The sequence below is a fragment of the Mucilaginibacter paludis DSM 18603 genome (genome assembly GCF_000166195.2).
In the GTDB taxonomy this organism is placed as follows: Bacteria; Bacteroidota; Bacteroidia; order Sphingobacteriales; family Sphingobacteriaceae; genus Mucilaginibacter; species Mucilaginibacter paludis.
On the sequence record NZ_CM001403.1, the window covers coordinates 5,284,154 to 5,297,531 of the forward strand.

Annotated in this window: 13 protein-coding genes and 1 pseudogene; 6 read left to right on the forward strand and 8 right to left on the reverse strand. The window is 43.2% G+C overall.

Features of this window, described 5'->3' with window-relative positions:
• Positions 1–85 precede the first annotated feature (85 nt).
• The 4 genes from MUCPA_RS22385 (at position 86) to MUCPA_RS22400 (ending at position 2,146) form a co-directional block, all read left to right on the forward strand.
• Complete coding sequence (locus MUCPA_RS22385; protein ID WP_008509497.1) at positions 86–556, forward strand: DinB family protein; 471 nt, start codon at positions 86–88, stop codon at positions 554–556.
• 11 nt (positions 557–567) lie between these two features.
• Positions 568–981 carry a DUF3052 family protein gene (locus tag MUCPA_RS22390; RefSeq protein WP_008509498.1) on the forward strand — a complete coding sequence of 138 codons (414 nt, stop codon included), beginning with the start codon at positions 568–570 and terminating at the stop codon, positions 979–981.
• A 101-nt stretch (positions 982–1,082) separates the two neighbouring features.
• Positions 1,083–1,706 carry a DNA alkylation repair protein gene (locus MUCPA_RS22395; protein WP_008509499.1) on the forward strand — a complete coding sequence of 208 codons (624 nt, stop codon included), beginning with the start codon at positions 1,083–1,085 and terminating at the stop codon, positions 1,704–1,706.
• Between the two features lie 56 nt (positions 1,707–1,762).
• The gene (locus MUCPA_RS22400) at positions 1,763–2,146 is read left to right on the forward strand and encodes a VOC family protein (RefSeq protein WP_008509501.1); all 384 of its coding nucleotides are present in this window, start codon (positions 1,763–1,765) and stop codon (positions 2,144–2,146) included.
• 2 nt (positions 2,147–2,148) lie between these two features.
• On the opposite strand, the gene gpmA is transcribed toward MUCPA_RS22400, so the two are convergent.
• Complete coding sequence (gpmA, locus tag MUCPA_RS22405; RefSeq protein ID WP_008509502.1) at positions 2,149–2,838, reverse strand: 2,3-diphosphoglycerate-dependent phosphoglycerate mutase; 690 nt, start codon at positions 2,836–2,838, stop codon at positions 2,149–2,151.
• A gap of 136 nt (positions 2,839–2,974) precedes the next feature.
• On the opposite strand from gpmA, the gene MUCPA_RS22410 reads away from it, so the two are divergent.
• Positions 2,975–3,562 (forward strand): acetate uptake transporter, encoded by a 588-nt coding sequence (locus MUCPA_RS22410; protein WP_008509503.1) that lies wholly within the window; start codon positions 2,975–2,977, stop codon positions 3,560–3,562.
• Between the two features lie 23 nt (positions 3,563–3,585).
• The gene (locus tag MUCPA_RS22415; protein ID WP_008509504.1) at positions 3,586–4,260 is read left to right on the forward strand and encodes a uracil-DNA glycosylase family protein; all 675 of its coding nucleotides are present in this window, start codon (positions 3,586–3,588) and stop codon (positions 4,258–4,260) included.
• Between the two features lie 112 nt (positions 4,261–4,372).
• On the opposite strand, the gene MUCPA_RS22420 is transcribed toward MUCPA_RS22415, so the two are convergent.
• The 7 genes and pseudogenes from MUCPA_RS22420 to MUCPA_RS22450 form a co-directional block, all read right to left on the reverse strand.
• Positions 4,373–5,755, reverse strand: coding sequence for an OmpA family protein (locus tag MUCPA_RS22420; protein WP_008509505.1), 1,383 nt, complete (start codon positions 5,753–5,755; stop codon positions 4,373–4,375).
• 442 nt (positions 5,756–6,197) lie between these two features.
• Positions 6,198–6,731, reverse strand: coding sequence for a hypothetical protein (locus MUCPA_RS22425; RefSeq protein ID WP_008509507.1), 534 nt, complete (start codon positions 6,729–6,731; stop codon positions 6,198–6,200).
• Between the two features lie 12 nt (positions 6,732–6,743).
• Positions 6,744–7,922, reverse strand: coding sequence for a trans-sulfuration enzyme family protein (locus MUCPA_RS22430; RefSeq protein WP_008509508.1), 1,179 nt, complete (start codon positions 7,920–7,922; stop codon positions 6,744–6,746).
• Positions 7,923–7,956: 34 nt separating this feature from the next.
• Positions 7,957–8,385 carry an OsmC family protein gene (locus MUCPA_RS22435; RefSeq protein ID WP_008509509.1) on the reverse strand — a complete coding sequence of 143 codons (429 nt, stop codon included), beginning with the start codon at positions 8,383–8,385 and terminating at the stop codon, positions 7,957–7,959.
• 317 nt (positions 8,386–8,702) lie between these two features.
• Complete coding sequence (locus MUCPA_RS22440) at positions 8,703–9,935, reverse strand: IS256 family transposase (protein ID WP_008504193.1); 1,233 nt, start codon at positions 9,933–9,935, stop codon at positions 8,703–8,705.
• Positions 9,936–10,169: 234 nt separating this feature from the next.
• A complete protein-coding gene (locus tag MUCPA_RS22445) occupies positions 10,170–10,715 on the reverse strand; it encodes a transposase (RefSeq protein WP_008509510.1) in 546 nt (181 codons plus the stop codon).
• A 346-nt stretch (positions 10,716–11,061) separates the two neighbouring features.
• Positions 11,062–13,349, reverse strand: a pseudogene (locus MUCPA_RS22450) (GH92 family glycosyl hydrolase).
• Positions 13,350–13,378: the final 29 nt, after the last annotated feature.

A 13,378-nucleotide genomic window follows, 5' to 3' on the forward strand; every position in this document is an offset into this window, starting at 1 on the left:
GAATCCCGGGGCTGGATTTAATTACGCTGATTGAAATACCGGAATATTCTGCAATTTTTAGGTTATAATTTTATAATTTGCAGGTATGGATACTCCCGAACAACAGATCACCCAGATGATAGACGATTTCCTGATCCGGTTAATCACAACCGACGTCAATTGGGATTTTAAGCCTCTGGCTGATCGCTGGTCACGGAAGGAGATCATCGGGCACCTCATAGATAGCGCCAATAATAATTTAAACAGGTTTGTACGCTGCACCTACGAACAAAATTTTAAACTGATTTACGCGCAGGACGAATGGGTTGCAGCCCAGCACTACCAGGATGCTAAGGTTGATGATCTGTTAACCATCTGGCGGCTGTTAAACCGCCAGATTAGCAGGGTGCTAAAAAACTATCCGCCATCTTTGTTGCAAAATACCTGCGATACAGGCAAAACCGATGTTAGCCTGCATACGGTTGAATGGCTGGCTAATGATTATGTACGCCATCTGGAACATCATTTAAGGCAAATTATTGATTGGGAAACCGGGGATAATCTGATTAACTATTAAATCGATAAAAAATGCAAACTGCTGGGTATTCGGGTACGCCGCTGGCAAAAAAGTTGGGTATTAAGGCTGGCTTTAAAGTGATGCTGGTTAACGCGCCCGAATATTATCCTGATCTGTTTACCGATTTGCCGCCGGATATTGTTTTTGTAAATGATGCGCATCAATTGAAAGACCTGATCCATATTTTTGTGGACGACAAAGCCGGGTACCTTGCCCAGCTTCCGCTGATCAAAACTCAAATTGTTCAGAATGGCAGTATTTGGGTATCATGGCCCAAAAAGGCATCCAAAATTAAAACGGATATTACTGAAGATGTGATCCGCAATTATGCCTTGCAAACCGGTTTGGTAGATGTAAAAGTGTGTGCGGTTAATGAGGTTTGGTCGGCTTTAAAGCTGGTGATCCGTCTGGCGGACAGAAAATAATTATTGCCGGAGATTTTTCTTTAATTTGATAATTTTGATTCGTTATGCGCTCTGTAGGCAGTCAGATGATGTAGTTTTATATAATCTATCTTGATCAAGCTATGTTGAAAGCAATTATCGATGAGTTAAAGAAAACAGAACACGGCTTTAAACATATTATGGAGGCTGGAGACGGCTTATTGAATACTGGCGAAACCGACTATTTACAAATAGCTGCAGATTTATTGACTGAGGAAAGTTACCAGGGGCGTATGCTGGCAACTTACCTTTTAGGGCAGCTTTCGGTAAGCTGCCCCGCCGCGCTAACCCTTCTTAAAACCAGGGTTGTGCACGATGGCAACTGGCGGGTGCAGGAAATGCTGGCTAAGGCGATTGACTATTACTGCGCAGCTACAGGTTACGAAAAATCGCTGCCCGAAATTGAGATCTGGCTTACCGATGCCCAGCCCAATTTAAACCGGGCGGTAATTGAGGGGCTGCGGATATGGACGGGAAGGCCTTATTTTAAACAACACCCCGAAATAGCCATTCAGTTAATTAGCGGGCAAAAGGCAAACCAGAGCGAATACGTGCGTAAATCGGTAGGGAATGCCTTGCGGGATATAGGCAAGAAGCATATTGAATTGATTTTGGAGGAAACAAAAATGTGGGATTTGAGCGATGTTAAGGTTATGTTTGTTCATCAACTTATTTTTGGCAATAATAATAGGTATGTTGCAATATAATTGCAAACCTTTGCAAATGCCGGTTTGAATGATACCGAAATAAAACAAAAAGAATAATGATTAGAACGGAAGTAATAATAGGCGTAAGGAATGTGCCTAAAAGCTCAGAATGGTATCAAACACTGTTAAACTGTAAAAGCAAACACGGGGGAGAGACTTTCGAGATTCTGGCAGATAAGGATGATGATACCGTTATTTTATGCCTGCACAAATGGGGCGCCCATGCGCATTCAACACTAATGAGCCCGGACGTAAAAAAAGGCAACGGATTGATCCTGGTTTTTGCCGTGAGCAATTTTGAGCAGGTATGGGAAAACGCCCGCGAATTATATGCCGTTATTGAGGAGGTACCTCATTTGAACGAAAATTCGGGAAGGCAGGAGTTTTCCTTGCGGGATATTGATGGCTATTATGTTTCCATTGCTGACGTTCCCGTATAAGCCTACTCCAAATAATAATGCCTGATCCTGTTAAACTGGTCGTCAAGCTCATAAACCAGCGGGATGCCTGTTGGTATTTCAAGGTTGGTAACTTCCTCGTCGGATAAATGGTCGATGTATTTAACCAGCGCGCGTAAACTGTTGCCGTGGGCGGCGATGATCACCTTTTGATTAAGCCGCATGGTTGGCATAATTTTTTCGTGCCAAAAAGGTAAAACCCTATCCATGGTTTCGCTCAGGTTTTCGGTAAGCGGTAATTCGCGGGCGGTTAAATGCTGATAGCGGAGGTCGTGGCCGGGGTAACGTTCGTCATCCTTGGTAATAGCGGGTGGATGTTCGTTAGGATCGCGACGCCACTTTTTTACCTGTTCTTCGCCATATTGAGCAATGGTTTCAGTTTTGTTTAAACCTTGCAGGGCACCGTAAAAACGCTCGTTGAGCCGCCACGATTTCTCTTCCGGAATCCAAAGGTGATCCAATTCTTCTAAAACACAATGCAGCGTTTTAATGGCTCTTTTTAAAACCGAGGTAAAGCCCGCGTCAAAATTATAATCGTGTTTTTTTAATAGTTCCCCAGCTTTTTTTGCCTGCCGGTAACCTTCTTCCGATAGGTCTACATCGGTCCACCCGGTAAAACGATTCTCCTTGTTCCATATACTCTCACCGTGGCGTATTAAAACTAATTTCTGCATGATGGCTAAAGCTACTATTTGTTAAGCAATATTTTTTAGTTTGATATTGTTTTAAAAACATTTACTTTTAATTGTACCAATTGCGGTAACCAACGCAACTATCAACCCAATTAATAAATCAAACCGTATTAAATTTATGAGCGAAACAACCTTTGTCTCCCTAAAAGAGAACACCGCCAACCCTGCGCCCCTGGGCCTGCTGGCATTTGGCATGACTACCGTACTGCTTAACCTGCACAACGCAGGCTTTATCGAAATGAGCCCCATGATATTGTCTATGGGTATTTTTTACGGAGGAACAGCCCAGGTAATAGCCGGGATTATTGAAGCCAAAAAAAATAATACTTTTGGTTTAACGGCTTTTACGTCCTACGGCTTTTTCTGGCTAACCCTGGTAGGACTTATCGTGATGCCTAAACTGGGTTGGTTCCCTGCGCCAACCAAAGCCTCTATGGTTGCTTTTTTAGTGATGTGGGGTATATTTACCTTCCTGTTGTTTTTGGGTACATTCAAAATTAACCGCGCATTGCAGTTTGTTTTTGCATCGTTAACCATATTATTCTTTTTGTTGGCCGCTGGCGATGCTACCGGGAACGAAAGTATTTCGAAGTTTGCAGGTTATGAAGGGATCATCTGTGGGGCATCGGCTATTTACACAGGTGTTGCACAGGTATTGAATGAGTTGCATGGCCGTGTGGTGTGGCCAATTGGACCGGTTGCCTGAAAAGAGGTTAATTAAATATAAGCATGACTTACGAGGAATTAGTAACTAAACGCAAAAATTATAAGGTTCAAATTCCCGGACTTATAAATCAAAGAGATGTGGAGAATAATCTATTTGATGAAGGGAATTACTTGGATCCTTGGGCTAAATGGCATAACAGTATACCTGCCGATATAATGTTAATAGGACAAGATTGGGGTAGTACCAGTTATTATTTGAAAAATAATGGTAGAGATCAGGATATGAATCCCACTTGTAGAAATTTGAGTTTGCTTTTTAATGAATTGGGGATACAAATTGGAGACCCCAATAATCCTGCTTTAAATCAAAAATTTCATTTTGCCAATATCATTCCGTTTTTAAGAACCGGAGATATGCAAGGAGGCCTTAATAAAATTTTAAGTCAGGCTAAAATAAACGAATTTGCCGAGGAGTTTATTAAGCCTCTTATTGAGGTTGTCAAGCCCACAATTATAATAACGTTGGGGCGGGCTTCTACGACAGGAGTGATGTCTGTTTTTGGTCAAACACTTTCAACGAATAGAATATTTAAAGATTTTGTGGAAGCTTCACCTATAAAGTTAAAGGAAAACCTCTTACTGTTTCCGATGTATCATTGTGGCAGCTCATCGGTAAACAGGAATCGTAATCTGGACGAGCAAAAACAAGATTGGTCTAAGATCAAGGAATATATATGAAATTCCTGGCTTGGGTTAATATGTCAAGTTATTAAACACAAAAAAGCCACCCATAAGGTGGCTTTTTTGTATAAGCTTCGTGCTTAAAGCTTCTCGCTTCGAGCTGAAAATCTTAATAAAGTGTAAACTCAACCCTACGGTTTTGTTGACGGCCTGCAGCAGTTTTGTTGCTGGCGATAGGCTGATTCATACCATAACCGGTTGCTTCAATACGTGATGCATTAGCACCTTTGCTTACCAGGTAAGTTTTGATAGCTTCTGCACGTTCTTTTGATAAACGCATGTTCAGCGCTGCAGAACCTGAATTATCAGTATGTCCGGCTAATTTTAAGCTGAAATTTTTGTTAACCAATAACTCGGCAACTTTATCTAAACTTGGTAATGAATGTGCGCGGATGGTTGCTTTACCTAAATCAAATTCCAGGTTGGCAATAGCATCTTTAACTACTCTCTTATCTTCTTCGGTTATATATACCTTTACATTTTCTGCTTTTGGTAGTGGGCAACCAGCACCATCAACTTTTACGCCTGATGGAGTGTTAGGACATTTGTCAAACAAATCAGGTACACCGTCACCATCAGAATCCTGAGTTAACTTAGCGTTAGTAGCTGCTAAATTAGCGTTGGTTGTATTCAGGTCAGAACGTAATCTGTCATTTTCAGCTTTTTGAGCGTCAACTTCAGATTGTAAAGTTCTGACTTTAGCTAAATACTCATAACGCATAGATGATACTGGGTTATGTGTTGCCAGCTGTGGTTTTGAACGTTTGCCTAAAGCAAATTCTAAACCAACGTGGCCGTATGAAAACTTATCGTTGGTTGAACCAGTGCTGTAACCATCAACATTATCAGCGTTAACAAAATTAACCTGGTAACCTAAGTCGATGTTGACACCTGGTGCAACATTGAATTTTAAACCGGCGCCTACAGGAATAAAAAATTCAGTGTAGTTGCTTTTATCACTTGGTTTAAATGTTGTTGAAGCTCCTGTAGCAGCATTATATACTGTTGGCTTGTATGCGATAGCACCACCACCCAAGGTTAAATAAGGCTGGATAAAACCTTTATTATGCCTCCAGTTGATGTTTGCCAAAGTGAAGTTTGCACTTAAAGCCGCTGACCAGTTAAGATCTGTACTGTATTTGCTGTATGGGCTCGTGCCTGTTACTGGGTCAATAGCCGCTATCCCGCCGCCTAATTTACCTTTTAAAAAATCTGCTTGTAAGCCAAACGATGGTAGTATTTGTTTTTTGATAAAACCACCGTATCCAATTTGTTCGTGAGGTGATGCAAAATCCTGTTTGCCGTTAAAAATGGTGAATGGTGTTAAAACACCTCCGTTTATGCCAATTGACCAGGTGCGGAATGCACTGCCTGGTGAAAACGGCTCTACGTAATTTTTAGTTTGTGTGCTGTCGGGAGTTTGGGCAAATAAAGCACCTCCGGCCATTAAGCTGGAAAGGAGCAAAGATGTTTTTTTAAAATTCAGTTTCATATTCATTTTAGTTAAAATTACCTATGTTAACAGGCATGTTCCCCTTAAGGCAACATTGGTGCCATGTTGTTAATATAGTTAAAAACACCATAGGTAGCACATAAATAAATAACAATGCTTTTTAGTTAAAGTGCATGCTATCAAGTGTTTTAACTATTTTTTAGAACGATTGACTTTTTAACTGCAGGGTAAAAAAGATAAAAGAGCAAGCTGCCCTGTAATGAATACAAATCTGAATGGATTGTATTGGGGGGAGGATTGAAATTTAAGAATTAGTTAAAATGTATGTGATTGTGATAGGGCTTAAAACAGATCGCTATTAGCAACCAAATAAAATATCCTTATCAAGGGGATACGAGAAGAAGTAAATTGTTTGTGCTTTTAAAATAGGTATAGCCGATTCATCCATAGCGGATTGCATTGATAAGATAAACTTTATGCGTCAGTGTTTTTTATGGAATAACGCCGAAAAGCGGGGTATATCCGTTTTTAGCATAGCGACGGCCTCGTTTCGTTCACCATTTATAGTGCCTTTTTCAATTTTTCGGAGTACGATAAGCCCGTCAACGTAGTATCTTCCTTCAAAAGTTGTAGTTAAACGGGAATAGTTCATTGTGGAGTTTGACTGATCGTAACTAAAGTTCTGCTGTTTTTCGTAAACAAACAAAACCTTCGAATTTTCAAAGTAAAACTCGAAGGTTTTGTTACAGAGCGACATACCAATTGAATAGGTTATTTTCACCAGGGTATCGTTTTTGTAATACCCGGCTATTTCTTCTCCGCCATCATAAGCTGGCGTGTCGGGGGCGATTTTTGCCAACTCATCATTATGAATAATTTTCCTTTTTAGGCCATGATCGTTATTAATAGCGTAAAAAATCTGTTTAATATGAGTAATCCGATCTTCTTTTAACTGCGCTGATGCCTTAGCATATATGATGAGCATGAAAAAAGCTAATCCAATTTTTATGCTCATTGATTACTCCTTTTAAACGCTCTTCTCAAGCGCCTGCACAATGTCGTTAATAATATCATCAACCTTTTCCAACCCTGCCGAAATACGGATCAGGCCGGGTGTGATGCCTACGGCAAGGCGCTCCTCTTCGGTAAGTTTAGAGTGTGTGGTACTTGCCGGGTGCGAGGCTATGCTGCGGGTATCGCCTAAATTGGCCGTTACCGATAACATTTGCAGCGCGTTTAAAAACTTGCGCCCTGCCTCAACGCCGCCTTTCACTTCAAAGCATAATACGCCTCCACCGGCTTTCATTTGTTTTTGAGCGATGTGGTACTGCGGGTGCCCCTTTAAAAAAGGATATTTTACAAAAGCAACCTGAGAGTGGCTTTGCAAGGCTTCGGCTACCTTTAAGGCGTTATGGCAATGGCGCTCCATACGTACATCCAATGTTTCTAAGCTTTTGCTAAGTACCCAGGCGTTAAAAGGGGAGAGTGACGGGCCGGTAACACGGCAAAACAGGTAGATCTCGCGGATCAGATCGGCACGGCCAACTACCACACCGCCCAACACACGGCCCTGCCCATCAATCCATTTAGTGGCCGAATGGATCACCAGGTCGGCACCGAAGTCGATAGGTTTTTGCAATAGCGGTGTAGCAAAGCAATTATCAACGTTGAGTATCAGCTTGTGTTTTTTAGTAAACTGCCCTATCCATTCCAAATCCAGTACTTCCAGTTGCGGGTTGGTTGGCGTTTCTAAGTAAACCATTTTGGTATTAGGCTGCACAGCGGCTTCCCAGGCTGCATTATCGCCAGCTGGCACCATGGTAACGGTAATGCCAAAGCCGGGCATGTATTTTTTAATAAACGTATTGGTATTGCCAAAAATGGAACTGCTGCAAATCAGGTGGTCGCCATTTTTCAATAAGGCCATAATGGAACCCACCACGGCGCTCATCCCGCTGGCGGTTGCAAAACCTGCTTGGGCACCTTCAAGCGCAACCATTTTTTTGGTGAACTCGTCCACATTGGGATTGCTGAAACGGCTGTAAATATTATCGTCGCTCTCTTCGGCAAAAGCGGCGCGCATAGCTTCGGCATCATCAAAGCAAAAGCTGCTGGTTAAATATAAGGGGGTAGAATGTTCGCCCTGCTGCGTACGTGGTGTTTGTATACGGATAGCCTGGCTGATAGGATCTAAATTATCGGACATTATAATATCAATTGTATAGAAGTAAATAGGGTACTTATGCTGCCGGGTGTACAAACGTTTTCCAGCTTACGCTGGCACCGGCAAATTTTAAAGTAGCTGCTACAGAGCAGTATTTGTTTAACGATAGTTCAACAGCGCGTTCGGCTTTGTCAACATCTACATTGCCATAAATATGAAATTCCAGTTCCACATTTTGCCACAGCGATGGCTCTTTACCCGCCTCGCGGTCGCCTTTAACGATCATCTTATAGTCAACTACATCCTGGCGTTGTTTTTTGAGGATGCTGATCACATCGATGCCGCTGCATCCACCTAAACCCATCAGCAACATTTGCATGGGGCGTACGCCAAAATCCTGGCCGCCGCTCTCCGGACTGCTGTCCATCAATACGCTGTGCCCATTTTCATCTTTTGCCTCGAAACCAAAATCGCCGCTTAAGCGCGATATTTCAATAGTAGCCATAAACGATATATTAAGGCGACTAAGTTATGTATTTTGCAGGGTATGTAAAAGGTAATCGGTTAGCGTAATGTAAGTTTTAGTGGGGAGCAGGGAGTTCTGAGCCGGGAGTCCGGAGCCTTGAGCCCAGAGTCTTGAGGAAATGATAAGTCTTGAAGTCACAAAGCCGGATCGTATTTTCCGGCAGGTTCTGGTCAAATCATGAATAACCGCGGCCCGAAACGGGAGTGTAAACTAAACTGTGTCAACTAAAAATAAACTTGTTATTGTTTAAGATGTTGAAATGTGGGAAACTCCTTCAGTTTCCCACATTTCAACATCTATCCGTTATTTAGGTGACCAGCTATCCTATCGCCAAACATAATGTAAAGTTGAGATAAAGTCAAACTCCAGTTGTGCATTGGCATTGTCCATTTCTCAGAGATATTCTGGACTACCAGATATACCAGCTTTAACAAGGCTGTATCTGATGTGAATGCGCCCTTTGTTTTAGTTACTTTGCGTACCTGGCGGTGAAAGCCCTCAACCGCGTTAGTTGTGTAGATCACTCTGCGAATGTGTGCATCATACTTAAAAAAAGTTGACAGGTTTTCCCAGTTATTGTACCACGACCCGACCGGAACCGGATACTTTTTAGCCCATTTTTCATCCAGGGAAATCAGATTTTCGTAGCCCTGTTCTTTATTAATGGCTTGGTAAACCGGCTTAAGATCAGCCATGAATTTCTTCTTGTCTTTCTCGGCAATATAGCGCAAGCTATTACGGATCTGATGAACAACGCAGGTCTGTATCTCCGTTTTTGGAAAGATGGCTGCTATGGCCTCGGGAAAGCCTTTTAAACCATCTATGCATGCAATTAGCATATCCTGCAAACCACGGTTCTTTAGATCGGTCAAAACCGATAGCCAGAACTTAGCGCCTTCGCTTTCTGATAAATACATGCCTAACAGATCCTTTTGCCCACGAAGGGAAACACCAAGAATATTGTAAACAGCCCTGGTAATTACGCCGTTGCCTTCACGTACTTTATAGTGCATACAGTCCAGGTATACAAATGCATAAACCGATTCCAGTGGCCGCTGCCGCCATTCGTTCATGGCTGGGATAACTTTGTCTGTAATAGAGGATAAGGTAGTTGCAGAGATATCCATTTGATATATTTCCATGATATGTTTGGAAATATCCCGTGTGCTCAGGCCAAGCCCATACAAGCCGATTACCTTCTCTTCCAGTTCTTCGGTTATAATCACTTGTCGCTTTGGTAACACTACAGGTTCAAAGCTGCCAGACCGGTCCCGGTTGCTTTGCAGATCAAATTCGCCCGAAAGGCTCTTAACTCGTTTCGTGATTTTACCATTAAGGCGATTGGATAAGCCTGCGGCTTTTTCTTCCTGTAGATGGGTTTCTAGCTCGCCCTCAAGCGCTGCTTCTAAAAAATGTTTCAGTAAAGGCGCAAAGATGCCCTTTTCTCCGTTAAGGGGTTTACCAGCGTACATCCCCTTGATCGCCTCTCGTTTGAAACTTTCAAAATCGAAATTGTTGTTTTTGTTCATTCTACTATGTCTAAGTTAAAAATTCTATCCAAATTTTTAACTGACACAGTTCATTTTACAGTCTCCCCGAAACCCAAGTGAACTTATATTAAGTTGGTTCAACGATTCCCAACTGAAATTGACTCAAAAACTCAAGACTCCGGACTCCCGACTCCTCCCTCAATACTCCGCTGCCGCAAGGGTCTCCCTTGTGGCCCGCTTGCTAAGTATACGTTATGCTTTCAGACTGATGACCTATGTAATTATAACCTTCACCAATCCTTTAGTCCCGGCATAATCGCGTGCGCTGCTGTGCAGATACTCATAATCATTTTCTACAAAACCAGCTACAACCGGGTTGTTATGCGTGTAATCTATTTTTTGGTCAATTATAGCCGGAGTCCATAATTCAACCGGCTTGTTATGTTGTTGCCAAAATTGGTTGTTTGTGTTATTACCATTTGCCGTTCCCGCCTTTTTAAATGAATTTAACAGCCATTCGCGCCTGCTTTCCTGATTATTGTCTTTTATTAAACCTATCACCTCCTTTGAAGTAAACGATTTAAAGTCCCTGATCAAATCTTCCGGTTTCTGAATAGTCGACCTGAATACCAAATGTACATGGCTTGGCATGATACACCATGCATAAACTTCCATGCCTTTATTGTCCACACAATAATTTAAGCTTTGTACCAAACCATCAAAATAGGGTAGTCGCACAAACACATCTATCCAAAACACGGTCGCAAAACTCACAAAGTATAATCCTTCCGAATTTTTAAATTTATAATTACGGCTCATGTTTTAAAAGTACAAAATCGCGGAAATATATTAAGATATCGCAGATTGCATATTCTACACTTAGCATGCGGGCCACAAGGGAGACCCTTGCGGCAGCGGAGGAGTCTTGAGTTCTGAGTCTTGAGCCGGGAGTCTGGAGTCCAGAGTCTTGAGGAAATGATAAGTCTTGAAGTTACAAAGCCGGATCGTATTTTCCGGCAGGCTCCGGTCAAATCATGAATAACCGGGGCCGAAACCCCGAGTGAACTTATATTTACTTTGGTTCAACGATTCCCAACTGAAATTGACTCAAAAACTCAAGACTCAGAACTCAAGACTCAAGACTCCCGGCTCAGAACTCCCCCTCTCAATATCCCCTCGAAAACGAGTAAGGAAAATCAATATCTTTTATTCCGCGTTGTTTATTAGGCTTTGCCGACATGTTGAAATTGATAATTGCACCTTGTTGCAGCGCTTTGTGGCTTAGCCAGTTAAAATCGTAAGGCTTGCCGTTATAAGTCATGCTTTGCACGTATTTGTTGGTGGCGCTGTTAGCGGGCGAGTTGATGATTACGCTTTTACCGTTTTCTAACTTAAGGGTTACTTTTTTAAACAGCGGGGCACCCAAAACGTACTGATCGCTCGCGGGGCAAACGGGGTAGAAGCCCATGGCCGAAAATACATACCAGGCCGAGGTCTGTCCGTTATCTTCATCGCCGCAGTAGCCGTCGGGCTGGGCGGCGTACAGGCGGTTCATTACCTCGCGGGCCCAGTATTGGGTTTTCCAGGGCTCGCCGCCGTAGTTGTACAGGTAAATCATGTGCTGGATGGGCTGATTGCCGTGCGCATACTGTCCCATGTTGGCTATCTGCATTTCCCTGATCTCGTGGATCACCTCGCCATAATAGCTTTCGTCGTAAAGCGGCGGCAGGCTAAATACCGAGTCGAGCTTGGCTATAAATTGTTTTTTGCCGCCCATTAAGCCTATCAACCCGTTAATATCATGAAACACGCCCCAGGTATAATGCCAGCTGTTGCCTTCGGTAAAAGCATCGCCCCATTTAAAAGGGTTAAAAGGCGTTTCGAACGATCCATCTTTGTTTTTACCGCGCATCAGGCCGGTTTGCTTATCAAACAGGTTGCGGTAGTTCTGGCTGCGTTTGGCATAAAGGTCAACTTCCTCTTTAGACTTGTTGAGTGCCTTGCCTAATTGCGCTATGGCAAAGTCGTCATAAGCGTACTCCAGGGTTCGGGCGGCGTTTTCGTTAATATCAACGTTATAGGGTACGTAACCCAACTGGTTGTAATACTGAACGCCTTTGCGCCCAACGGCAGATACCGGCCCCTCGTTATTGGCACCATGTTTTAGAGCTTCGTAAAGGGTATTGTGATATCATATCCGCGCAAACCCTTTAAATAGGCTTCGGCCACTACCGATGCCGAATTGTTGCCCACCATAATATCGGCATAACCCGGGCTTGACCATTCGGGCAGCCATCCGCCTTCTTTATAATCGTTGATGAGCCCCTGCTGCATTTCTTTATTGATGGAAGGATACACCAGGTTGAGAAAGGGGTAAAGCGCCCGGAAGGTATCCCAAAAGCCGGTGCCCGCAAACATATAGCCGGGTAAAACCTGCCCGTTGTAGGGGCTCCAATGTACAATGTTTCCTTTGGCATCAACCTCATATAATTTATTGGGGAAGAAAAGCATCCTGTAAAGGCAGGAGTAAAAGGTACGGGTTTGATCGATAGTGCCACCTTCAACCGTTAATCGGCTCAGGGTTTTATTCCAAACATCCTTTGCTTTTTGTTTGGTAACATCAAAGCTATCGGTGCCCAGTTCCCTTTTTAGGTTCAGTTCGGCCTGCTCAAAGCTGATAAACGAGGATGCTACCTTGAGGTGTACCTGTTCGCCCTGATGGGTTTTAAAGCCTATTACAGCACCCGCGTGCTTACTGGCTACTTCCAGCTTGCCGGTAACCAGGGCATCATCACTGGTGGCAAAGGATAGGGTAAATGGCTTGTCAATATAAATAACAAAGTAGTTTTTAAAGTTTTTAAGGCTGCCGCGCGCATAGCGTGTACTGTAACCTATAATTTTGTTTTCATTGGCCAGCACCTTGATGTATGATCCCTTGTCGAGCGCGTCAATCACCACAAAAGAGCTATCGGTTTGCGGATACGTAAACCTGAACTGTGCGGCACGCTCGGTAGGTGTAATTTCGGCAGTTACATCGGCATCAGCCAAATAAACACTGTAATAGTAGGGTTTGGCAGTTTCGGCTTTGTGCGAAAACCAGCTTGCCCTGTCGTCTTGCTTAAATTTTAAATGTTTGGTAACCGGCATAATGGCAAACTGCCCGTAATCATTCATCCAGGGCGAGGGCTGGTGCGTTTGCTTAAACCCGCGAATTTTGTCGGCATCATACGTATATTGCCATCCATCGCCCATCTGGCCGGTTTGTGGTGTCCAGAAATTCATGCCCCAGGGCAGGGCAATGGCGGGGTAGGTGTTTCCGTTGGAGAGGTCGACTTTAGACTGAGTGCCCATCAGCGGATTGATATAATCCACCGGACTGGATACGGGCGTAACGGTTTGCGCCTTTGCTACAGCGCAGGTGGCTAAAGCAAAGGCCAGTAATAGATTTTTCATTGTATTTGTGAGAGTTTAAAATAAATGAA